The sequence below is a fragment of the Micromonospora sp. NPDC000668 genome, from assembly GCF_042897975.1.
Classification (GTDB): Bacteria; Actinomycetota; Actinomycetes; order Mycobacteriales; family Micromonosporaceae; genus Micromonospora.
Genome location: NZ_JBIAYP010000008.1, coordinates 278,586 through 299,879 on the forward strand (window position 1 = coordinate 278,586; position 21,294 = coordinate 299,879).

The 21,294-nt window shown below is 73.7% G+C and carries 20 protein-coding genes; 17 read left to right on the forward strand and 3 right to left on the reverse strand.

The features are described 5' to 3' along the window. Positions 1–65: 65 nt before the first annotated feature. From ACFY29_RS33105 to ACFY29_RS33115, 3 genes are read left to right on the forward strand one after another with little or no spacing between them, the layout of a single operon-like run. Positions 66–1,271 (forward strand): CaiB/BaiF CoA transferase family protein, encoded by a 1,206-nt coding sequence (locus ACFY29_RS33105; protein ID WP_386992420.1) that lies wholly within the window; start codon positions 66–68, stop codon positions 1,269–1,271. Next, on the forward strand, positions 1,272–2,114 hold the full coding sequence (locus ACFY29_RS33110) for a cyclase family protein (RefSeq protein ID WP_386992422.1): 843 nt from the start codon (positions 1,272–1,274) through the stop codon (positions 2,112–2,114). It begins immediately after the preceding gene. Beyond that, positions 2,111–3,580, forward strand: coding sequence for an MmgE/PrpD family protein (locus ACFY29_RS33115; RefSeq protein ID WP_386992424.1), 1,470 nt, complete (start codon positions 2,111–2,113; stop codon positions 3,578–3,580). The genes ACFY29_RS33110 and ACFY29_RS33115 overlap by 4 nt, the downstream gene beginning before the upstream one ends. Positions 3,581–3,654: 74 nt before the next feature. Here the strand turns inward: ACFY29_RS33115 and ACFY29_RS33120 are convergent, their stop codons facing one another. Next, on the reverse strand, positions 3,655–4,497 hold the full coding sequence (locus tag ACFY29_RS33120; RefSeq protein ID WP_386992427.1) for an HpcH/HpaI aldolase/citrate lyase family protein: 843 nt from the start codon (positions 4,495–4,497) through the stop codon (positions 3,655–3,657). Positions 4,498–4,601: 104 nt separating this feature from the next. Between ACFY29_RS33120 and ACFY29_RS33125 the strand changes: the two genes are divergently transcribed. After that, the gene (locus tag ACFY29_RS33125) at positions 4,602–5,309 is read left to right on the forward strand and encodes a hypothetical protein (RefSeq protein WP_386992429.1); all 708 of its coding nucleotides are present in this window, start codon (positions 4,602–4,604) and stop codon (positions 5,307–5,309) included. Positions 5,310–5,323: 14 nt separating this feature from the next. Here ACFY29_RS33125 and ACFY29_RS33130 read toward each other — a convergent pair whose 3' ends face one another. Beyond that, entirely contained in the window at positions 5,324–6,145 is an 822-nt protein-coding gene (locus ACFY29_RS33130; RefSeq protein WP_386992431.1) for an IclR family transcriptional regulator, read from the reverse strand. A gap of 186 nt (positions 6,146–6,331) precedes the next feature. Between ACFY29_RS33130 and ACFY29_RS33135 the strand changes: the two genes are divergently transcribed. Genes ACFY29_RS33135 through ACFY29_RS33160 form a run of 6 tightly spaced genes read left to right on the forward strand, consistent with a single transcriptional unit; the run spans position 6,332 to position 13,667 of the window. After that, complete coding sequence (locus ACFY29_RS33135; RefSeq protein ID WP_386992433.1) at positions 6,332–7,285, forward strand: flavin reductase; 954 nt, start codon at positions 6,332–6,334, stop codon at positions 7,283–7,285. A 5-nt stretch (positions 7,286–7,290) separates the two neighbouring features. Then, positions 7,291–8,568 (forward strand): acyl-CoA dehydrogenase family protein, encoded by a 1,278-nt coding sequence (locus ACFY29_RS33140; protein WP_386992435.1) that lies wholly within the window; start codon positions 7,291–7,293, stop codon positions 8,566–8,568. Then, positions 8,565–10,076: an aldehyde dehydrogenase family protein gene (locus ACFY29_RS33145; protein WP_386992437.1), complete on the forward strand. Its 1,512-nt coding sequence runs from the start codon at positions 8,565–8,567 to the stop codon at positions 10,074–10,076. The genes ACFY29_RS33140 and ACFY29_RS33145 overlap by 4 nt, the downstream gene beginning before the upstream one ends. Beyond that, positions 10,073–10,996, forward strand: a complete 924-nt coding sequence (locus ACFY29_RS33150; protein ID WP_386992440.1) for an oxaloacetate decarboxylase — start codon at positions 10,073–10,075, stop codon at positions 10,994–10,996. Before ACFY29_RS33145 ends, ACFY29_RS33150 begins: the two co-directional genes overlap by 4 nt. Beyond that, on the forward strand, positions 10,996–12,201 hold the full coding sequence (locus tag ACFY29_RS33155) for an FAD-dependent oxidoreductase (RefSeq protein ID WP_386992442.1): 1,206 nt from the start codon (positions 10,996–10,998) through the stop codon (positions 12,199–12,201). Before ACFY29_RS33150 ends, ACFY29_RS33155 begins: the two co-directional genes overlap by 1 nt. Continuing rightward, positions 12,198–13,667, forward strand: a complete 1,470-nt coding sequence (locus tag ACFY29_RS33160) for an aldehyde dehydrogenase family protein (RefSeq protein WP_386992445.1) — start codon at positions 12,198–12,200, stop codon at positions 13,665–13,667. The genes ACFY29_RS33155 and ACFY29_RS33160 overlap by 4 nt, the downstream gene beginning before the upstream one ends. Before the next feature lie 29 nt (positions 13,668–13,696). On the opposite strand, the gene ACFY29_RS33165 is transcribed toward ACFY29_RS33160, so the two are convergent. Next, positions 13,697–14,098 carry a Dabb family protein gene (locus tag ACFY29_RS33165; protein WP_386992447.1) on the reverse strand — a complete coding sequence of 134 codons (402 nt, stop codon included), beginning with the start codon at positions 14,096–14,098 and terminating at the stop codon, positions 13,697–13,699. Between ACFY29_RS33165 and ACFY29_RS33170 the strand changes: the two genes are divergently transcribed. From ACFY29_RS33170 to ACFY29_RS33200, 7 genes are read left to right on the forward strand one after another with little or no spacing between them, the layout of a single operon-like run. Continuing rightward, the gene (locus ACFY29_RS33170; protein WP_386992449.1) at positions 14,052–15,692 is read left to right on the forward strand and encodes a nitrilase-related carbon-nitrogen hydrolase; all 1,641 of its coding nucleotides are present in this window, start codon (positions 14,052–14,054) and stop codon (positions 15,690–15,692) included. The two genes, ACFY29_RS33165 and ACFY29_RS33170, sit on opposite strands and share 47 nt — an antisense overlap. A gap of 3 nt (positions 15,693–15,695) precedes the next feature. After that, positions 15,696–16,502, forward strand: a complete 807-nt coding sequence (locus tag ACFY29_RS33175) for an oxidoreductase (RefSeq protein WP_386992451.1) — start codon at positions 15,696–15,698, stop codon at positions 16,500–16,502. Continuing rightward, positions 16,499–17,488, forward strand: a complete 990-nt coding sequence (locus ACFY29_RS33180) for an alpha/beta hydrolase family protein (protein WP_386992453.1) — start codon at positions 16,499–16,501, stop codon at positions 17,486–17,488. Before ACFY29_RS33175 ends, ACFY29_RS33180 begins: the two co-directional genes overlap by 4 nt. A gap of 6 nt (positions 17,489–17,494) precedes the next feature. After that, positions 17,495–18,766, forward strand: a complete 1,272-nt coding sequence (locus ACFY29_RS33185) for a Rieske 2Fe-2S domain-containing protein (RefSeq protein ID WP_386992455.1) — start codon at positions 17,495–17,497, stop codon at positions 18,764–18,766. Beyond that, entirely contained in the window at positions 18,763–19,485 is a 723-nt protein-coding gene (locus tag ACFY29_RS33190) for a hypothetical protein (protein ID WP_386992457.1), read from the forward strand. The genes ACFY29_RS33185 and ACFY29_RS33190 overlap by 4 nt, the downstream gene beginning before the upstream one ends. Next, on the forward strand, positions 19,478–20,467 hold the full coding sequence (locus tag ACFY29_RS33195; RefSeq protein ID WP_386992459.1) for a hypothetical protein: 990 nt from the start codon (positions 19,478–19,480) through the stop codon (positions 20,465–20,467). The genes ACFY29_RS33190 and ACFY29_RS33195 overlap by 8 nt, the downstream gene beginning before the upstream one ends. Continuing rightward, the gene (locus ACFY29_RS33200) at positions 20,464–21,288 is read left to right on the forward strand and encodes an SDR family NAD(P)-dependent oxidoreductase (protein ID WP_386992462.1); all 825 of its coding nucleotides are present in this window, start codon (positions 20,464–20,466) and stop codon (positions 21,286–21,288) included. The genes ACFY29_RS33195 and ACFY29_RS33200 overlap by 4 nt, the downstream gene beginning before the upstream one ends. Positions 21,289–21,294 lie beyond the last annotated feature (6 nt).

Below are 21,294 nucleotides of genomic sequence, written 5' to 3' on the forward strand. Positions count from 1 at the left end.
TCCATTGTTGAGAAAGGGCGGTTAGATTGGCGTCCCAAACCTCGATCGGTCCCAGCGGAGGTCCCGTGCCCGGTGCACTGAACGGCATCACGGTGGTGGATGCCTCGACGCTCTTCGCCGGCCCCCTGGCCGCCACCATCCTGGGCGACTACGGCGCCGAGGTCATCAAGATCGAGCATCCGGTCAAGGGTGACCCCGCGCGGGGACACGGCCCGGCCAAGGACGGCGTACCGCTGTGGTGGACCATGCTCGGCCGCAACAAGCAGGCGGTCACCCTCGACCTCGGTCGACCCGAGGGCGCCGCGCTGGCTCGCCGCCTACTCGCCGAGGCCGACGTGCTGATCGAGAACTTCCGGCCCGGCACGCTGGAGCGCTGGGGCCTGGCCCCACAATCGCTGCAGGAACACAATCCCGGGCTGGTCATCGCCCGGGTCACCGCGTTCGGCCAGCACGGGCCGTATCGTGACCGGCCCGGCTTCGGCACCCTCGCCGAGGCGATGAGCGGCTTCGCGGCCATCACCGGCCAGCCGGACGGACCACCCACGCTGCCACCGTTCGGGCTCGCCGACGGCATCGCCGCGCTCACCTGCGCCCAGGCCGTCATGACCGCGCTCTACCACCGCGACGCCGGCCGACCCGCCGGCACCGGCCACGGACAGGTCATCGACCTGGCGATCATCGAGCCGCTGGTCACCGTGCTCGGCATGCAGGCGATGGCGTACGACCAACTCGGCACCGTGCAGCAGCGCAGCGGCAACCAGTCGGTCAACAACGCCCCGCGCAACACCTACCGCACCCGCGACGGCCGGTGGGTGGCGATCTCCACCAGCGCCCAGGCCATCGCCGAACGGGTGCTGCGGCTCGTCGGGCACCCCGAGGTGATCGACGAACCGTGGTTCGCCAGCGGCGTCACCCGAGCACAGCACGCCGACGAGCTCGACGGCTACGTCGGGGGCTGGATCGCCGAGCGGGACCTCGCCGAGGTGGTCGCCGAGTTCGAGGCGGCCCAGGCGGCGGTCGCCCCGATCTACGACATCGCCGACGTCTTCGCCGACCCGCAGTACCGGGCCCTGGACACCGTGACCACGGTGCAGGATCCGGTGCTCGGCCCGCTGCGGATGCCCAACGTGCTGTACCGGATGTCCGCGACGCCCGGCGTCATCGCGTGGACCGGGCGTCCGCCCGGCGCCGACAATCAGTCCGTGTACGGCGACCGGCTCGGCCTCAGCGCCGACGAGCGAGCCGACCTGCAGTCGAGAGGCGTGATCTGAGTGGGCCCTCGCACCGGTGGACCGCAACCCGACCTCGACCCCGGCGCGACCGCGCTGTGGCCGGCGCTGGTCGGGGCCCGGGTCATCGACCTGGCCCAGCCGCTGCGCCGGGGAATGCCCCAGTCACCGAACCACCCGCCGTTCCGGATGGTGATCGAGCGCCGCCACGGCGACGTGGTGCGCGCCGACGGCGGCAGCGCCGCCAACGAGGTCATCATCACCGGCGGGCACGTCGGTACCCACGTCGACGCGCTGGCCCACGTCTCGCAGGACGGACTCGTGCACGCCGGCCGACCGGCTGCGGCAGCGCAGTCCCACGAAGGCTTCGCGGAGCTGGGCATCGAGACGTTCGACCCGTACGTCGGACGGGCCGTGCTGCTCGACGTCGCCGCCGTGCACTCCACCGCCGTGCTGCCGGCGGGTTACGAGATCACTCCGGACGACCTGGAGCGGGCCGCCGGGCACACCCGGATCGCACCGGGCGACGCGGTCCTGATCGGCACCGGCTGGTCGCGCCGGTGGGGCGACGGTGCGGCGTTCGTCGGGCTCGCCGACGGCGTTCCCGGCCCTGGGGCGGCCGCCGCGCGCTGGCTCGCCGCGCGCTCGCCCAGGGTCGTCGGCGGCGAGACGATCGCCTTCGAGCACCTGGCACCCGGACGCGGGCACGCCAGCCTGCCGGTGCACCGGATCCTGCTGGTGGAGCACGGGATCAACATCGTGGAGACGATGAACCTCGCCCCGCTGCTGGACACCGGGGCCCGGGAGTTCCTGTTCGTGCTCAACCCGCTGCCCATCGTCGGGGCCACCGGCGCCCCGGTCCGCCCGCTGGCGGTCCTGCCGTGACGGCGGGCGGAAGCACGGCCGGGACCGCGACCGCGCCGGGGGACGAGCCCACGCTCAGCGCCCGGCTGGCGCGCTTCGCGGTCGACTGCCGCGACCACGGGGTGCCCGACGCCGTCCGCGCCGACATCCCCGGCCGGGTGCTGGACATCCTGGGGCTGGCCCTGGCCGCGCACGCCGACCCGGGGGCCGACGCCGCGGCGGCGGCGCTGCGCTCCGTGCGGCGCTGGGGCGGCGTCGGCGAGGCCACCGTCATCGGCTCCGGTGACCGGCTGCCCGCTCCGGCCGCCGCGCTGGTCAACGGGGTGCTGGCCCACTCGCTGGACTTCGACGACACGCACCTGCCCTCGGTGCTGCACCCGAGTGCCAGCGTCGTGCCGGCTGCGCTCGCCGCCGCGGAGGCGGTCGGGATCGGTGCGGCTGCCGGCGACGCGGCCCTGGTCCCAGCGGTGGCCGCCGGGATCGAGATCACCAACCGGCTCGGCATGGCCGGCTACCTGCCCGAAACCGGGGTCAACGTCTACTTCGAGCGGGGCCAGCATGCCACCTCGATCTGCGGCACGATCGGCGCGGCCGTCGCGGCCGGCCTGCTCTACGGCCTGGACGCCGCGGGCATCGGCCATGCCATCGGGATCGCCGCCAGCATGGGCGCCGGCATCCTGGAGGCCAACCGCACCGGCGGCTCGATCAAGCAGGCCCACTGCGGCTGGGCCGCCCACGCCGGGGTGAGCGCGGCGGTGCTGGCGGCCGACGGGCTGACCGGGCCACCGACCGTGCTGGAGGGACGGTTCGGCTTCTTCACCGCGCACACCGGCGACTTCACCGCCGACGCGCTGCTGCGCGGGCTGGGCACCGACTGGGAGGTGCTGCGCACGGTCTACAAGCCGTACCCGTCGAACCACTTCACCCACCCCGGCGTCGACTGTGCACTGGCGCTGCGGGCCGGTGGGCTCGACCCGGCCGACGTCTCCGAGATCGAGCTGGGGGTGGCCGCCCCGGTCCTGCGTACCATCGCCGAACCCACCGCCGAGAAGATCCGCCCGCGCAGCGCGTACCACGCGAAGTTCTCCGGCCCGTACACGATCGCGGCGGCGCTGCTCGGCGGTGGCGGCCTGGGGCTGTCGCTCGACGACTTCGCCGGCGAGTTGCCGGCCGACCGACTGGCGCTGGCGGCCCGGGTCCGGTGCGTGGCCGACCCCCGGGCGTCGGAACTGTTCCCGCGTGCGTTCGCGGCGGTGCTGCGGGTGCGGACCCGCGGCGGCGCCCTCCTGGAGCACCGGGTCGACTCGTCGCGCGGCGGGCCGCAGCATCCGTTGAGCGCGGCCGATCTGGCGACGAAGTTCCAGCTCAACGCCGAGCGGGCGCTTCCACCGGCGCGGATCGCCGCGCTGCGCGACGCCGTGCTCGGCGCCACCGGCGCCGGGGTGACGCCATCGGCGCTACTCGCGCTGACCGCCTCGGCTGCCTGAGGCCGGTCCCGACCGGCCATGCCCACCGCCGCACCCACGCCCGGGCCGCGAATGCCCGGGCCCTGCGCGGGCGCCTACTCCGCCAGGGCGAGCAGGCGCCGGGCGGAGCGGACCACCGCCTCGTCCACCAGCCGGCCCCGCGCATCGAGGCAGACCCCGACGCCGTCGCGGACCGCCGCGTCGAAGCGGGCCACCAGGTCCGCCGCCGTCGCCACCTCGTCCGGTGCGGGGGTGAACGCCTCGTTCACCACCGCGACCTGCGCCGGGTGGATGCAGGCCCGGCCGACGAAGCCGAGCCGCCGCAGCGCCATCGTCGACGCGCGCAGCGCGACCAGGTCCCGGAAGTCGGTGCTGACCGGCGCCACCGGGGGCTCGATTCCGACCGCCGCGCTGGCCAGCACCACCTGCGAGCGGACGAACAGCAGTTCCCGTTCGTCCGGCCCGAGTGTGACGCCGAGGTCGGCGCGCAGGTCCGCCTCGCCGAGCTGCATCCGCCGTACCCGGGGTGCGCGGGCGATGTCGAGGGCCGCGACCACGGCCGCAGCCGACTCCAGCAGCGGCACCACGGCGGTCGTGCCCGCCGGCAACCCGGCCGCCGACTCGGCCGCGCCGAGCACCTCGTCGAGGGCGGTCAGTTCGGCGGCGGACTCGGCCTTCGCCACGCAGAGCCCGGCGAGGCCCGGCCCCACGACGGCCGCCGCGTCGACGTGGCCCAACCGGCCCGGGTTGATCCGCACCCACCAGGCGACGCCGGGCGGCGCGGAGCGCAGGAAGGCGGCGACCGCCGAGCGGGCGGCGTCCTTGCCGGCCGGTGGCACCGCGTCCTCCAGGTCGACGATCACTGCGTCCGCGCCGCGCCCCGCCGCCTTGGCCAGCTTGTCGGGCGCGTCCCCGGGTACGTACAGGTACGACCTCAACGGCTTCGGGCCCTTCCGCTCGACACCGCCCCGGCGAGGCGCGGGCATTGTTTCGGCTACGGATACAGTGTTTCCATTGGTGGTCGAGATGTCAAGGAGGCCTCATGGGACCGCACCCGTACGGCTGGTGGATTCTGCTGCACATCGTGCTCTTCGTCTTCTGGCTGGGCGGAGATCTCGGGGTCTTCTGGTCGAGCAGGTTCGTCCTCAAGCCCGATCTCACGCCGGCCGCCCGGGCCACCGCTCTGAAGATCATGAGCGGGCTCGACCTGGGGCCCAAGATCTGCCTGGTGCTCTTCCTGCCCAGCGGCGTCACGCTGATGGCGCTGGACCCGCACGGCGCGCGGGCCTTCGGGATCAACCCGTTCGGCTGGCCGATCGTCGCGCTGCTCTGGGTGTTCGCGGCGGGGTGGCTGGCCGCCACGATCTCCGACCACCACCGCCCGGGCCACCGCCGGTGGGTGCGCCGGGCGGACTGGACGGTCCGTATCGTGCTGATCGCCGGGCTGGCCGGGACCGCGCTCTACACGCTCTACGCCGCCGCACCGTTCGGCGTGGACACCAACCCGAAGTGGCTGGGCGGCAAGATCCTGCTCTACAGCGTCGCGATCGCCTGCGGACTGGGCATCCGGCTCACCCTGCGCCCGTTCGGGCCGGCCTTCGGCACGCTGATGACGACCGGCTCCACACCGGAGGTGGAGCGCACGATGCGGCGGGCGATCGACGGCTGCCTACCCTACGTGTGGGGCATCTGGGGCAGCGTGCTGGCGGCCGCGGCGCTTGGCGTGCTGAAGCCGCTCGCGGCGCTGTGACCCGGGCAGGTCGGTCAGGCGCCGTGGTAGCCAAGCTGAGCGGAGATCCGGCTGGTCGCCTTCAGCAGCGACTTCGCCAGGTCGGGCGAGTCCGGCTTGAACCGCCCCACCGGCCCGGCCACGCTGACGACCGCCACCACGTGCCCGTCGTGGTCGAAGACCGGCGCCGCGATCGACGTCGCGCCGGGCTGGCGTTCACCGCGCGAGGTGGCATAGCCGCGCTTACGGATGGCGGCCATCTCCTTGCGCAGCTTCACCGGGTCGGTGATGGTGCGGTCGGTGAGCTCGTCGAGCCGGTGCCGCTCCAGGTAGGCATCGAGCTCGTCCTCGGCGACGAAGGCCAGGAACGCCTTGGACGAGCTGCCGGCATGCAGCGGATACGGGATGCCGATGTTGACGTCCAGCCGCAGCTCGTGCTCGGGCACCACCTGGTCGACGTACAGCCGGGTGTCGCCCCGGCGCAGCGACAGCGTGGCGGTCTCGCCCGTCTCGGCTGCCAGCGCGCGCAGCTCCGGGCCGGCCATCGCGCGCAGGTCGGTGCGGGCCAGGTAGGCACGGCCGAGCGTGACGGCCGCGTGGCCCAGTGCGTAGCGACGGGTGCTCGGGTCGACAATGATCAGCTCCCGGCTGCGCAGCGCCGTGAGGATGCGGTGCACGGCAGCCTTGGTCAGGCCCAGCGCGGTCGCGATCTCGGTGACGCCCAGGTCCGGGCGCCCGCTGCGCCCGAAGTAGAGCAGCACGTCCATCGCCCGCTCGACCGCCGCGATCGAGCGGGACTGGCCGTCGCCGTCCTCCGCCACGGCCGGTGCCGTCGCCGCGGATGTCCGACTGGTCATGGGTGGGCCTCCACAGCGCTGTTCGTTCGTCCGGTCTCCAGAGCAGTGTAGGTCGCTCGATTCGCTCGATTCCACCTAGCGAAACAGCGTGTCCTGACCACCACCGAACGACGGTTGACACGGGACAACGCCCCTCGTTACGTTTGTGGTAACGACGTTTCCTAATGCGAAACGGAGAACCTGCCAGTGTCGGTTGACAGCATCACGTTCCGCTCGGCCCTCGCCCAGTGGCCCAGTGGCGTCGGTGTCGTGACCACGGTCATCGACGGCCGGCCGCATGGCATGACCGCGAGCTCGTTCTCCTCGGTCAGCCTCAACCCGCCGCTGGTCTCCGTCTGCGTGGGCGTCCACCTTCCCAGCCACGCCCTGGTGGAGCGGGCCGGCGTCTTCGCGATCAGCTTCCTCGGCAAGGGCCAGGCCGGCATCGGCCAGCGTTTCGCCGGCATGCACCCCGGGGTCACCGACCGCTTCGGCGGGCTGGACTGGGCGCACGCCGAGACCGGCTGCCCGGTCCTGGCCAACGCGACCGCCTGGCTGGACTGCCGGGTCGTGCACGCCTACCCCGGCGGCGACCACACGATCTTCGTCGGCGAGGTGCTCGCCGCCAGCACTCCCCGGGTCGGTGCGCCGCTGCTGTTCCACTCCAGCGCGTGGAGCCAGCTCGCCGACCCGCTGCCGGAGAGGATCGACATCGCGATCGGGGGTCGACTCTCCCGCCTACGCGCGAGCACCCTGGCGACGGCCGGCTTCACGGTGCGGGCAACCCCCGGCCCGATGATCGCCGACGCCTTCCGGGCCGGCGCCGAGGAGGCCACCCTCGCCGAGCTGGACCACCTGCTGCGCGCCGGGCACACCGCCGTCACCCTGGTGGAGGAGGCCGACGCCAGCCCGGTGCAGGTGCGGGCCGTGCTCGCCGACGCCACCGTGCGCGCCCGCCGCGCCTCACTTCGGGTGCGGCTGCGGACCCAGCGCGGTCTCGGCCTGGTCAACGCCATGGTCGCGATGAAGAGCGGGGTCACCGGCTTCGACACCACCCTCAGTGGTCGCACGGGCGCCCTGCGGACCCGCGACGTGGTCTTTCTCGCCCGGCAACTCGGGGTGTCCTGTCCCCGGCTCCCCGCCAACAAACCAGAGGAGTGACCCACATGTTCACCGGTGGACGGCTCATCGACGACCTCACCCCGGTCGAGCAGGATCGCGCGGCCCGGGTGGAGAAGGTGCTGCCCGCGCTGCGGGCCGCCGCCGCGCAGGCCGACGCCGACGGGGTGTTCCCCGCCGCGCACGTCGCGCTGCTGCGCGATGCCGGGCTGCTCGGCCTGGTGGTTCCGCAGGAGTATGGCGGCCTCGGCGGCGGCCTGCGCGACCTCGCCGCCGCCACCTTCGCGATGGGCAGCGCGTGCCCGTCGACGGCGTTGGCCTTCTTCTTCCACAACACCAGCGCCTCCCGGGGCCTGCTGCCGCTGGAGGCGATCGAGCGCGGCCTCTTCGATGACGCCGACGTCCCCGCCGTGCGGGCCTTCGCCGAGAAGGTGCTGACCCGGATGGCCGGTGGGGTGTGGCTGGCCAACTTCGCCAGCGAGGCGGTGAAGAGTTCGTCGGCCAACATCGCCATCTCCACCACCGCCACCCCGGCCAGCCGCGACGGCGTCGACGGCTGGTCGCTCACCGGCGAGAAGTCGTTCGGTTGCGCCACTGGCGTAGCCGACACCTACCTGGTCACCGCCCGGCTCGCCGGGCATGAGACGGCGGACGGGCTGGCACTGTTCCTGGTGCCCCGCGATGCCGCCGGGGTCGCCTCACGGCCGACCTGGGACGGCATCGGCATGCGCGGCTCGGCCAACCACGGCATCCGGCTCGACGACGTCTTCATTCCGGCCGACGAGGCGCTCACCGTGCCCGGCGCGTTCGTGAAGATGCTGCAGTGCAGCCGCGGCAGCTTCGTCGGCAACCAGCTGGCCATCACGGCGGTCTACGTCGGCGCGGCGCAGAGTGTCTACGACGACACGCTGACCAAGCTCACCCAGAAGACTTTCGCCGACACCGGCCGGCCGATTGCGGAGAGCCCCATGCACCAGGTGATCATCGGTGACATGACCGAACGGTTGGAGACGGCGTACCTCTGGCTGCGCCGCCAGTTGCTGTTGGAGACCAGCGAGCCGCCGCTGCGCCCGCACGCCGAGGTCTACCGGCAGTGGCGGTTGGCCAAGGGCTCGATCTGCGAGGCGTGCTTCGACGTTGCGGTCGGCGCGCTCAAGGCGTCCGGCACATCCGGTGCCACCATGAACGGGCCCGTCGGCCGGGCGCTGCGCGACCTGGCGATGGGGCTGGTGATGACGTTCCCGCCGGAGCGCGGCCGGTTGGAGGCGGCCGGCTCGGTCACCAGCGACCGGTCCAACAACCTGTTCGCGGCGGTGGCCGGGTGACCGGGTCCGACCAGCCGGACCAGCCGGACCTGCCCGATCTCGCCGACCTGGTCGACGGGGTCTGGACGCCCAGCGACGCGCCGCTCGGGTTCGACCTGGAGGATCCGGCGACCGGGGCGGTGCGGCGGCCCGCCGCCGGCACGCCGCCGGACCGGATCGAGGCCGCCGTCGCCGCCGCCTCGGCGGTGCACGAGGCCGGGAGCTGGGCCGCTCTGCCGGCCCCAGCTCGCGCCGACGTGCTGGACGGCGTCGCCGAGGCGGTCGAGGGCGTCGCGGCCGAGATCTGCGCGCTGGAGTCGGCGACCACCGGTGTGCCGATCCGGCAGACCACACCGCTGGGCGTGATCCTCGGCGGCGCGTTCCGGCTCGCCGCCGCCCAGCTACGGCAGGGCCCGCAAAGCCAGGAGTTCCACCGCGAGGACGGCCGGATCGCGCACGTCGAACGGCTGCCCTGGGGTCCGGCCGCCTGCGTGGTGCCGTGGAACGCGCCCGCGCCGATGGCCGCGCACAAGGTCGCGAACGCGCTCGCCGCCGGCTGCCCCACGATCCTCAAACCCAGCGAGTACGCCCCGTACGGCAGCCAACGGCTCGCGGCCGTCATCGGGGCCGCGCTCGCCGCCTCCGGGGTGCCGGCCGGGGTGTTCCAGCTCGTGCACGGCGGGGCCGAGGCCGGCGCGGCCCTGGTCAGCGATCCCCGGATCCGGGCGGTCTCCTTCACCGGCGGGCTCGCCGCCGGGCGGGCGGTCGCGGCGGCCTGCGCCTACGACATCAAGCCGGTGCAGCTCGAGCTCGGCGGCAACAACCCGCTGGTCGTGCTCCCCGACGCCGATATCGCCGACGTCGCCCGGGCCGCGGTCGACCTGCTCAGCACGCTCAACGGCCAGTGGTGCCGGGCGCTCGGCCGGCTGATCGTGCCCGCCGACCGGCACGACGAGATCGTCGGGGCGATCGCCGACCGGCTCGCCGGCCTGGTCGCCGGGGCGCCGCTGGACCCCGCGACCGACCTCGGTCCGCTGGTGCACTCCCGGCACCTGGCCCGGGTGCTGGCCGCCCGAGACGACCTGCTGGCCCACGGCGGGACCGCGGTCACCGGCACCACGCTGCCGACCGCCGGGCCGCTGGCCGGCGGGAACTTCCTCGCCCCGACGCTGGTCACCGGCGTCGCCGCGGCGCACACCGGCGACGAAATCTTCGGACCGGTGGCGGCGGTGCACCCGTACGCCACCGAAGACGAGGCGGTGGCGCTGGCCAACGGCACGCCGTACGGGCTGGAGGCGTACATGCTCGGCTCCGACGAGGAGGCCGCGTTGGCCGTGGCCCGCCGGATCCGGGCCGGCGAGGTCAAGGTCAACGGCTCCTCGGTGCTCAGCCTGCACCTGTTCAGCCCGCGCCCGGCGTTCGGGCTGTCCGGGTACGGCGAGGAGGGCACCGCCGAGACCCTGCGGTTCTTCACCAACCCGCGGGTGGTCGGCGTCGAGGGCGGCTTCGCGCTGCACGGCCGGCCATGAACCCGGGCGAGACCGTCCCGTCGAGGGATGCGCCCCCGGTCGCGCCCGGCGAAGTCGCGCCCGCACGCCCGGCCGACGTGCTGCGGGCGCTGCTGGGCGGCGCCTCGCCGGTACACGCCCCCGGCGTACACGACCCGCTCACCGCCGCGCTGGCCGCCGAGGCCGGGCACCGGGCCGTGCACCTGTCCGGTGCGGTCTGCGCCGCGGTCGAGCTGGGCCTTCCCGACCTGGGGTACCTGCACGGCACACACGTCGCGGAGCGGGCCGCCCGGCTGGTCCCGGCACTGGCCGGCGTGCCGCTGATCGCCGACGCGGACACCGGCTACGGCAACCCGCTGCACGCGGTCTGGACCGCCCAGCGGTACGCGGTGGCCGGTGTCGCCGGGCTGCACCTGGAGGATCAGGTCAGCCCGAAGCGCTGTGGCCACCTGGCCGGCAAGGAACTGCTGGACCGGGCGGGCGCGACGGCGAAGATCCGGGCGATCGCCGAGGCGGGCACCGGCCTGGTGCTGATCGCACGCACCGACGCCTACTCGGTGGCCGGCCTCGACGAGGCGATCGAACGGGCCGGCCGGTTCGCCGCCGCGGGCGCGGACGCGGTCTTCCTGGAGGGCGTGGACACCGCCGAGGAGCTGGCGGCGGTGCGTACCGCGCTGCCCGGCGTACCCCTGGTGGTGAACCGCTCGGAGGCGGGCGGCGTGCGGCCCTTCCCGCCCGACGACGCGCTCGGCGCGCTCGGGGTCCGGGTCGTGCTGCACCCGGTCGCGCCGATGCTGGCCGCGCTCCGCGCGGCTGCCGCCGCCTACGCCGCGATCGGCCGGGACGGCCACGCTGACGCGGTGCCCCGGCTTGCCTGGTCGTCGTTCACCGCGCTGGTCGGCCAGGACGACGCGCTGACTCTCGATCGGAGGTACGCCTGATGCACGTGCTGGTCGCCGGAGCGGGGCCCGTCGGGCTGACCGCAGCGCTCGCGCTGGCCCGCCGGGGCTGCGAGGTGACCGTGCTGGAGGCCGGCGACCAGCTCGCCGCCGAGTCCCGCGCCTCCACGTTCCACCCGCCGACGTTGGAGATGCTCGACGCGCTGGGGGTCGGCGCGGACCTGTTGGCGCGTGGGCTGGTCGCGCCGACGTTCGCCTACCGGGACCACCGGGAGGGGCTGATCGCGGAGCTGGACCTCGCGGTGCTCGCCGGCGACACTCCGTACCCGTACCGGGTGCAGTGCGAGCAGTCCAAGCTGACCCAGATCCTGCTGGCCCACCTGGCCCGGCACCCCGCGGCTCGGGTCCACTTCGGCTGGCCGGTCGACTCGGTACGGCACGCCACGGATCCGGCCGACGGCGGCGTGGTCGCGGTCGCCGAGGACGGCCGGGAAGTGGCCGGCGACTGGCTGATCGCGGCCGACGGCGCCAGTTCCGCGGTACGGCGGGCGCTGGAGCTGCCGTTCGACGGGATCACCTACCCCGAACGGTTCCTGGTGGCCTCCACCGACGAGGACCTACCGGCGCTGCTCGGCCCGCTGGCGTACGTCAACTACGTCTTCGACCCGGTCGAGTGGTCGGTGCTGCTGCGCACGCCGGACCACTGGCGGGTGCTGCTGCCCACCCCCGAGGACACCCCCGACGCCCACGAGCTGGGCCGGCTCGACGAGCGGCTGCGGGCGATCGCCGACCCGGGCCGGCCGTGGCGGGTGGCGCACGCCAGTTTGTACCGGGTGCACCAGCGGGTCGCCGCGGCGTTCCGGCAGGGGCGGGTGCTGCTGGCCGGCGACGCCGCGCACGTCAACAACCCGCTCGGCGGGCTGGGCATGAACTCGGGCATCCACGACGCGGTCGCCTACGCGGAGGTGCTGGCCTCGGGCCGCTCGGCACCGGACGGCGGGGAGCTGGACCGGGCGGTGACGGCGGTGGCCGACGAGCGGCGCCGGATCGCCCTGACCTACGTGCAGGAGGTCTCCGACCAGAACTACCGCCGGATCCGGGCCACCGATCCGCAGCTGCGGTCCGCGCAGCTGGCCGGCCTGCGCGCGCTGACCGAGGATCCGGCGGCCGCCCGGGCATACCTGCTGCGCAGCTCCATGATCGCCTCGCTGCGCCCCGACGCCGGACAGCCGGTGGCACGGGCATGACGGCACCCGGCGACGGCCCGCACGGGGCGGTGATCGAGCGGGAGAACCCGTCCAGGGCCAGCGAGCTGGTCGGCACGGTCGGTGTCAGCGGGCCCGACCGGGTGGACGCCCTGGTCCGCCGGGCCGACGCCGCGCAGCGGGCCTGGGCGGCCACCGACATCGCGCGGCGGCTCGCCGCGCTGACCGCCGGCGCCGACGCGATCGCCGGACGGCTCGAATCGCTGGCCGAGCTGCTGGCCCGGGAGTCGGGCAAGGTGCTCGCCGACTGCCGCGGCGAGGTCGGGTTCGCCGCCACGTACCTGCGCTGGGTCGTCGAGCATGCCCCGGCGGCGTACGCGGAGCGGGAGATCGACGACGCGGCCGGCCGGCTACTGCGGCTGCCCCGGCCGTACGGGGTGGTCGCCGCGATCACGCCGTGGAACGCGCCGATCATCCTCACCCTGCTCAAGGTGGCCCCGGCCCTCGCCGCCGGCAACACGGTGGTGGTCAAGCCCTCGCCGCTGGCCCCGCTGGCGGTCTCGGAGGCGCTGCACCTGCTGACCGGGGCGCTGCCGGACGGGACATTGGCGGTCGTCCACGGCGACGCCGTCGCCGGAGCGGCGCTGGTCGGGCACCCGCTGGTGCGCAAGGTGGCGTTCACCGGCGGCGGCGTGGCGGCCCGGCAGGTGGCGGCGACCGCGGCCACCCAGACCACGCCGGTCGTGCTGGAGCTGGGCGGCAACGATGCGGCGATCTTCCTGCCCGACGCTGACCTGGGCGCCGAGCCGATGCGCCGGCTGGTCCTGGCGAGCTTCGCCACCAGCGGCCAGGTGTGCATGGCGGCGAAGCGGCTGTACGTGCACCGCAGCCGCCGCGACGAGTTCGTGGCGGCGTACCGGTCCGCCGCGGCGGAGGTGCTGCGGGTCGGTGACGCGCTCACGCCCGGGGTGAGCATGGGCCCGGTCATCTCGGCCGGCGCCGCCGCCCGGATCGAGCGGATCGTTGCGGCGGCCGTCGCCCGGGGAGCCACCGCGCTGCCGCTGGGCACCGTCGACGGCGGCACCGACCTGGCCGGCGGGTACTTCGTGGCCCCGACGCTCGTGCTGGACGCTCCGGACGACGCCGAGGTGATCGCCGGGGAGCAGTTCGGGCCGACGGTACCGCTGCTGCTCTACGACGACGAGGAGGAACTGCTGGCCCGGGTCAACGCCGACGAGCTGGGCCTTGGCGGCTCGGTCTGGTCGGCCGACGAGGAGCGGGCGTTCGCGCTGGCCCGCCGGGTCGAGGCGGGCTTCGTCTTCGTCAACACGCACAACCGCACCGGGCTGTCGCTGCGGGCGCCGTTCGGTGGGGTGAAGCGCTCCGGCTACGGCCGGGAGTACGCCGAGGAGGGGCTGGCCGAGTACGCGCAGACCTGCGTCGTGCACGCCCCCGGCCCGTTCCGGCCCGGTGGCGCCGGGCTGCCCGCCAACGCGTACCCGGGCTGAGGCCGGCCGGCGTCGGGCGGGCCCTGTCCTCAGTAGTCGACGACGACGCGGGCCGCGAGGCGCGGCTTGAGCCAGCCCGCCACCTCCAGGTGGGCGGGGTGGGACTGGTAGGCGCGCAACGCGTCCGCGTCGGTGTGCGTGCTGATCATGCAGAGGTCGTAGGAGACCGGTGTCCGCAGCGTGTCCAGGGCGACCGTCAGCGTCGCGATCTCATCAATTGTGCTGGCCAGACCTTCCAGCAGCGACTTCGCCTTGGCAGCATCGGCCGCATCGGCGAACTTCATCAGTACCACGTGTGTAAACACCTGTTCTTCCCCCTGTTCCCCGGCGTCGCCCGAGTGTATGTTCTGGAAACAGCGTTTCGCCAGGGGAACCGGAGCGGGAATGACCATCAGGGTTGCCGCCGTACAGTTCGAGGCCGGCCAGGACATCGAGGCCAACCTGGCCACCTGTCTGCGCCTGATCGCCGACGCCGCCCGACAGGGCGCGCAACTCGTGGTGCTGCCCGAGTTCTGCAACCACCTGTCCTGGTACACCGACCGCGCCCAGGCACGCGCCCTGGCCACCCGGCCGGGCGACACGTTCCTCACCGCGATCTCGGCGAGCGCCGCCGAGCACCGGGTGTACATCAAAATCAACGTCACGCACGCCTACCCCGACGGGCGCACCGGCGGCACCAACTTCCTCTTCGGACCGGACGGGGCGGTGCTCGGCAGCTGCGACAAGCAGGTCCTGATGGGCGCCGAGAACGACCACCTCGACCCGGCGACCGAGGTCGGCCCGGTACTCGACACCCCGATCGGCCGGCTCGGCATGTACGCCTGCATGGAGGGCGTCATTTCCGAGGTCACCCGCGGGCTCACGCTACGCGGCGCGCAGGTGCTGCTGAACAGCCTGAACTCGTTCGCCACCGATGAAGCCGCACTGCACATCCCGGTGCGGGCCACGGAGAACCGGGCCTGGGTGATCGCCGCCAACAAGGTCGGCCCGCTGCTGCCCGCCGAGCACCTGCCGGCCATGAGCCGCGGCCTCGGCGTGCCGGAGCAGTGGCTGCACGGGGCCGGCGAGTCGCAGATCGTCGCACCGGACGGCACGGTGGTGGCCAAGGGCCCGCGCACCGGTGAGGCCGTCGTCATCGCCGACATCGCTCCGGAGCGCGCCGACGACAAGCAACGCCCGGACGGCACCGACATCCTCGCGGCCCGCCGGCCGGACCTCTACGGCCCGCTCGGGAACGCGCCGACCGGCCGCCGCCGGCCGCCCGGCGCGGCGAGCCTGCCGGTCGCCGTGGTCCGGCCGCAGGACCCCGGCCAGGCGGCCGACCTGCTCGGCAAGGCGGTCGCCGAGGGCGCGCTGCTCGCCGTGCTCGCCGAGGACGCCCTCGGCAAGCACGTCGGGCCGGCCGAGGTGGCCGCGACGCTGGTACCGGCACTGCGCGGCACCGACTCGTACGCCGTGGCCACCGCCCGCGGCGCCGACGGCCCGGTCGGGCTGCTCATCGGCCCGGATGGCGTGGTCGGCGAGCAGCCACAACTGCATCGGGCCGGCGCGGCCCGCGACGCCGCGCGGCCCGGCGACGCGCTGCGCACCTTCGACCTGCCCTGGGGGCGGCTGGCGATCGTGGTCGGCGACGACGCGATCTTCCCGGAGACGTTCCGGCTCGCCGCGCTCGCCGACGCCGATGTGGTCGCCGTGCCGTTCACCCCGCGCGAGCCCTGGGAGCTGGCGCTGGGCCTGCCGGAGCGGGCCGCGGAGAACCGGCTCAACGTGATCGCCGCCGGGCCACTCGGCACGGGCGCCGCGGTCTTCGCGCTCAGCGCCGACTTCACCCTCTGGACCACCTGGGCCGGGCCGTTCACCGGCCGGATCAGCAGCCCGCTGCGCACCGACATCGCCGCCGACCGGCCCGTCACGCATGCCGTGGTGGCCCCGGCGCAGGCGGCGAACCGGCTCGTCTCCCGCCGAACCGACCTAGTCGACGGCCGCCCGTGGCGGCTCGTCCAGGCCCTCACCGAAAGGCGCTGACCCGTGGCCGACACCCTGAAACATGTCGAGGACATGCTCGACAACTCCCCCACGGTCGACGTCCACGAGACGTTCCACCGGTACCAGGTACTCCTGGATGAGCTGAAGGCCAAGATCGCCGCGCGGTTCGCGCTGACCCGCGACCCGTCCACCGAGCCGCTGGAGCACTACGGGGACTACCCGAACGGGCCGGGCGGCTCGCTGGCCGCGTACACCGGGCCCGAGGTCGACTGGCTCGTGCACTCCTGGCTGGGCAACCCGGCGGCCAGCTTCGCCAACCTGCACCTGACGTGCTGGCTGGGCCCGCAGGTCAGGGTGCCGCACCTGGGGCTGGCCCTGCTGGTCTGGCCCGGCGGCTGGTTCTACATCGACTCGGTACCCCGGCTCAACATGGTCGAGCACGGCGACTACTACGACCGGTACTACGAGCCGGTCAACGAGGAGTGGCTGCAGCTACGCGCCGACCCGGCGTTCGACTACTTCGTCAGCCGGGCCGGGTTCATCCGGGCCAGCCTCTCGCCGACGGCGTACTGCTACTCCTTCGACCGCAGCCCGGAGAACATCGAGAAGGTCAGCCAGGTGACCCACGCCCACGTCGACCGCTGGCTGCGCTGGGTCGACGAGGCCGAGCCGGTGCCGGCCGAGGAGCGGGCCGCGCTCGCCGAGACCGATCTGCGGATCCGCCGCAACATCGCCGACCGCGACCCGGCGAACGTGATGGGCGTGCGCTACTTCGGCGAGGAGACCACCAACCGGCTCGTCCGCGCGCTCTGGGGCGGCGACCGCGAACTCCCCCGGCCGTCGGCATGAGCGGTCCGCAGCGAAGCGGCGTCCGGTCGGTCTGGTGGGCCGCACGCGTGCCCGGCGCGCCGGCCCCGTTCGACACCGCACACCTGCGGGTCTACTACCCGGCCCGGCCCACCGGCTCGGACGCCGAGCGGCTCAGCGGGGTGCTGGCGGCAGACCCGGCCAGGGCACCGTACCCGGTGGTCCTGCTGGTCTCCGGGGTCAACGTCGGGCAGGACACCTACCGCTGGCTGGCGGTGGAGCTGGCCGCGCGGGGCCTCGTCGCGGTGACCTACGACTGGGTCGGAGTGCTCTTCGCCGGCCTGCACGGCATCACTCCCGGCGTCGACCTGGACGCGGCCCGGCCGGACGGCTACGGCAGCCGGCCGACCAGCCCGTCGCTGCGCCCGGTGCTCGACGCGCTGGCGCAGCTCACCGGACCACTCGACGGGTTGCTCGACCTCGACCGGGTGGCGCTGTTGGGCCACTCGGCCGGCGGAACGGTGGCGCTGCAGTCGGCGCGGTTCCTGCCCGAGGTCCGTGCGGTGGCCACCTACGGGGCGCACACCATGGTGGCGACCATGCTCGGCTGGCCGGCCGGCACCGTGTTGCCGGCCCAGGTGGACTGCCCGGTCATGCTGCTCGCCGGCACCAACGACGGCGTGATCAACGGCTCAGCCGACCGGTATGGCGAGGACGCGACCACCCGCGCCGACCCGATCACCCGCACCTTCGACGAGGCACTGCCCGACGCGGGCGGCACCAACCTGCTGGTGCGGCTGGCCGGCGCCAACCACTTCGGCATCGCGCACCCGCTCGACCCCACCTCGGCGCGCGCCTTCCTCGACGAGGAGGCGACCGGCGACCCGGAGACCACCCGCGCGCTCCTGGTCGACCTGCTGTCCGGCTTCCTCGCCGTCCACCTTCGCGGCCAACCGGCCGACGGCTTCGACCGGTTGCTGGCAAAGCTCGACACCACCTCTTCGATCGCCTCGTTCCGTCGGAGGTAAGCCACCATGCTCAAGAACTTCTGGTACGCGGTCGAGTTCTCCGACCGGGTCACCACCAAGCCGACCCGGATCACCGTGCTCGGCCAGTACCTGGCCCTCTACCGCACCCCGCGCGGGCGCGTGGTGGCCCTGTCCGACCTGTGCGTGCACCGGGGTGCGGCGCTCTCCGGCGGCTGGACGGCCGGCGAGAACATCGTCTGCCCGTACCACGGCTGGGAGTACGAGCCGGGCGGGGCGTGCACGAAGATCCCGGCGAACCAGCCCGGCCGGGGCATCCCGAGCAAGGCCCGGGTCGACTCGTACCCCGTGCAGGAGCGCTACGGCTTCGTCTGGGTCTTCATGGGCGACCTGCCCGAGGCCGAGCGGCCGCCGATCCCGGTCTGGCCGGAGTTCGACAACCTGGTGGAGAACGGCGGCAAGTACCGCGCGGTGACCGGCGAGTTCCTGTGGAAGGCCAACTACGAGCGGATCCTGGAGAACGGCTGCGACATCGCGCACGCGCCCTTCGTGCACGGCAGTGTGTTCGGCAACCGGGAGAAGCCCGAGGTTCCCGAGTACGAGGTCGAGGTGCGCGACGAGTGGTCGGCGTTCGCCACGGTCAGCCTGCACCCGCCGCGCTCCAAGGGCCTCTGGTCGCTGATCAGCCGCAACAACGCGGACCTGGCCAACCGCCCGCCGGTGGTCACCTCGGCCGGCTGGATGCTGCCCAACATGATCAAGCTGCACGTCCGGCTGCCGATCGGCGAGCTGATCATCTACGACACCAACATCCCGGTGGACGAAACGACCACACTGGTCAAGTGGGTCGCGCTGCGCACCTTCTTCACCGGGGCCTGGGCCAACCGCAACGCCGTGCAGCGCGTCATCCGGATCTTCTACCAGGACGCCGAGGTGGTGAACAAGGTCCGCCCCGAGCTGCTCCCGTTCGACCTCGGCGCGGAGCTGCACGTCAAGAGCGACCTCATCGCGGTGCACTACCGACGACGCCGGCAGGAGCTGGCCGAGCAGGGCTGGATGCTCTCCGACGCCGACCGGGTGACGGGCGACGTGCCGCGCCGAGAGGCAACCGTCATCCCCTCGCCAGCCCGCCGGGAGAACCCGGAGCTGGCCCGCGCCTGGATACACAAGGCCAAGGGCGACCACCCGACCGTGGCGGAGTCGCAGCGGATCGGGCTCAAGCGCATCACCGAGGAGGAGGGCGCCGACGCCGCCGCAGGGGCCGAGGCGCAGGCGAGCCCCGAGCCGACCAACAGCGCGCCGACGAAGGAGCAGGCATGAGTCTCCCGCTGGAACTCTGCGAGAACGCGGTGGCCCACCTGACCGCCCGGCACCCGCTCACCGCGGTCATCGACGAGCCGCTGAGCAGCCCGATGTCGCCCGACCCGGTGGGTTCGCTGCGGGTCTGGCGGGGCGCACCGGGCCAGCCGGTGGCCAAGGTGGTCTACGTCGGGCTGGTCGTCCCGATGATCCGCCTCGACAGCCACATGGTCTTCGCCTTCACCGCCGCCGACAACGCGGTCCCGCACTTCACCCTGGACTCGGTGTACGGCGGCGACTACTACGCCTACCACCTCGACCTGATCCCCCGGGCCGAGCTGAGCAGCCACCTGCCCTACATGGACGCGGTGTACCAGCCGCTCACCGCGGTCTTCACCGAGGCCGACGCGATGGACGGGCTGAGCCGGGCCGACATCGGGCCACGCCAGCACGCGCTGATGTCGCCGTGGATGCTGGTCAGCCGGGCCACCGAGGAGGCGTTCCGGAAGATCGGAGCCGCCGTCTCCGCGTACGCCGAGCACTGGTCCACGCTGGTGACCGACGGCCTGCCGGCCGACGTCGTGGCCGGCCTGGCCGACACCGACCTGGCCGCCCGGGACACCGCCGTGCGGGTCAACCTGTTCAGCCCCGACGTCGACCCGGTCTGGGCCCGGGTCTCCCGGCTGATCGGCGACCCGGCAACCGACCGGATCCGGGCGGAGCTGATCGGCAATGACTGAACCAACCGAACCGGCGGCCGCCGAACCGAGCGGGTGGCAGCAACGGATCGCCGGCGAATGGCACGGCCGACCGTCGCTGTTCACCGCCACCGGCGTCTGGCAGGGCTTCGAGGAGATCCGCCGCTCGTCGGTCTTCGCCGACGGCGTCACCACGTACTACATGGACGGCGGGCTGGTCGGCGGGGGCGAGCTGGCCGGGCGCTACCGGCTCGGCGCGCCGTTCGCCTTCGGCGTGATCGACTCCGACGCCGACCGGGTCTACACCGGCCCCGACTTCTTCGGCACCGGCCAGCCGTACGGGTCCTTCGTGGACTCGCACTACTACGGCCCCGGCTGGCAGGTCGACCTGAACACCTGGAACCAGGTGCTGCCCGACGGCGAGACCCAGGTCTACTCGTCGATGCTCTATCAGGGCTGGGCGGTGGTGGGCTGCTTCAACGGCGTCTACACCCGAAGCTTCGACCACGACACCAACCCGGACACCCGGGAGCGGGTGGCGCGGTTCCTGTCCGCCGAGGAGCGGCGCGGTCCGGTGCCGTACATCCTGCCGACCAAGCAGTCCGGCGCGTTCAGCGGAAGCTGCGAGCTGTGGGGCGCCGACCAGCAGCGGCGCGGCAAGGTCGCGGTGCGCCTCGGCCTGGAGCCGATCGACCTGCTCCGTACCCGCCGGGTGGTGGGCTGGACCGGCGCCGGCCTGGATCGGCAGTACGTGGTCGAGCAGCGCCGCGACGGCGACCGGCTGTTCTTCGAGGGCCCGGACGCCTGGGGCAACGCGCAGGGCTTCGGCCGGGCCAGCTACCCGTCCTGGCACTTTCACGCCGACGGCGGCGACGTGTGGAAGGTCAAGGGCCGCGAGTTCGCCATCGACGCCGAGCTGGGCATGTCCGCCGGTGGGCGCCTCGCCGTGGTGTACGAGCTGTTCCGGGGCAACGTACTGGACAGCGTCCTGCACGGCCTGCTCGCCTGGGAGCCGGCCGGATGACCGCGGTGGTGGTGACCGGCGGCACCCGCGGGATCGGCGCCGGCCTGGTGCGCGCGCTGCTGGCCCGCGGCGCCCGGGTCGCGTTCTGCGGACGCAGCGCGGAGTCGGTGGCCACGGCGCTCGCCGCGCTGCGCTCCGACGCCTCGGCGTCGGCCGGCACCGAGGTGCTCGGGGTGCGCGCGGACGTCACCGACCGCGCCGACGTGTCCGCGCTGTGGTCGGCCGCCGCTGAGGCGTTCGGTGCCGTCGACATCTGGATCAACAACGCGGGCACGAACCACGCCCGCCGCCCGCTGTGGGAGCTGGCCCCGGCGGAGCTGGACGGGGTGCTCGCGGCGAACCTCGGCGGGGTGGCCCGGGCCAGCGCGGTGGTGCTCGCCGCGATGGTCGAGCAGGGCCACGGCGCGCTGTGGAACATGGAGGGTTTCGGCTCCAACGGCCAGGCCCGGCCAGGGCTGACCGGGTACGGGGCGTCGAAGCGTGCGGTCACCTACCTGACCGACGGGCTGGCCAAGGAGCTCGCCGCAGCCGGGGTCGCCGACAAGGTCACCGTGCACCACCTCTCACCCGGCATCGTCGTGACCGACCTGCTCACCCACGACTACCCGCCGGACGAGCTGGCGAAGGCCAAGAAGATCTTCAACATCCTCGGCGACCGGGTGGAGACGGTCACCCCGTGGCTGGCCGACCGGATCCTCGCCGGGGGCCGCAACGGCAGCCGGGCCGCCTGGCTGACCAGCCGCAAGGCCGCCGCCCGGTTCGCCGGTGCCGGCTTCCGCAAGCGCGACCTCTTCGGCGACTCCGTCGGCGGCCGCGCATGACCCGGC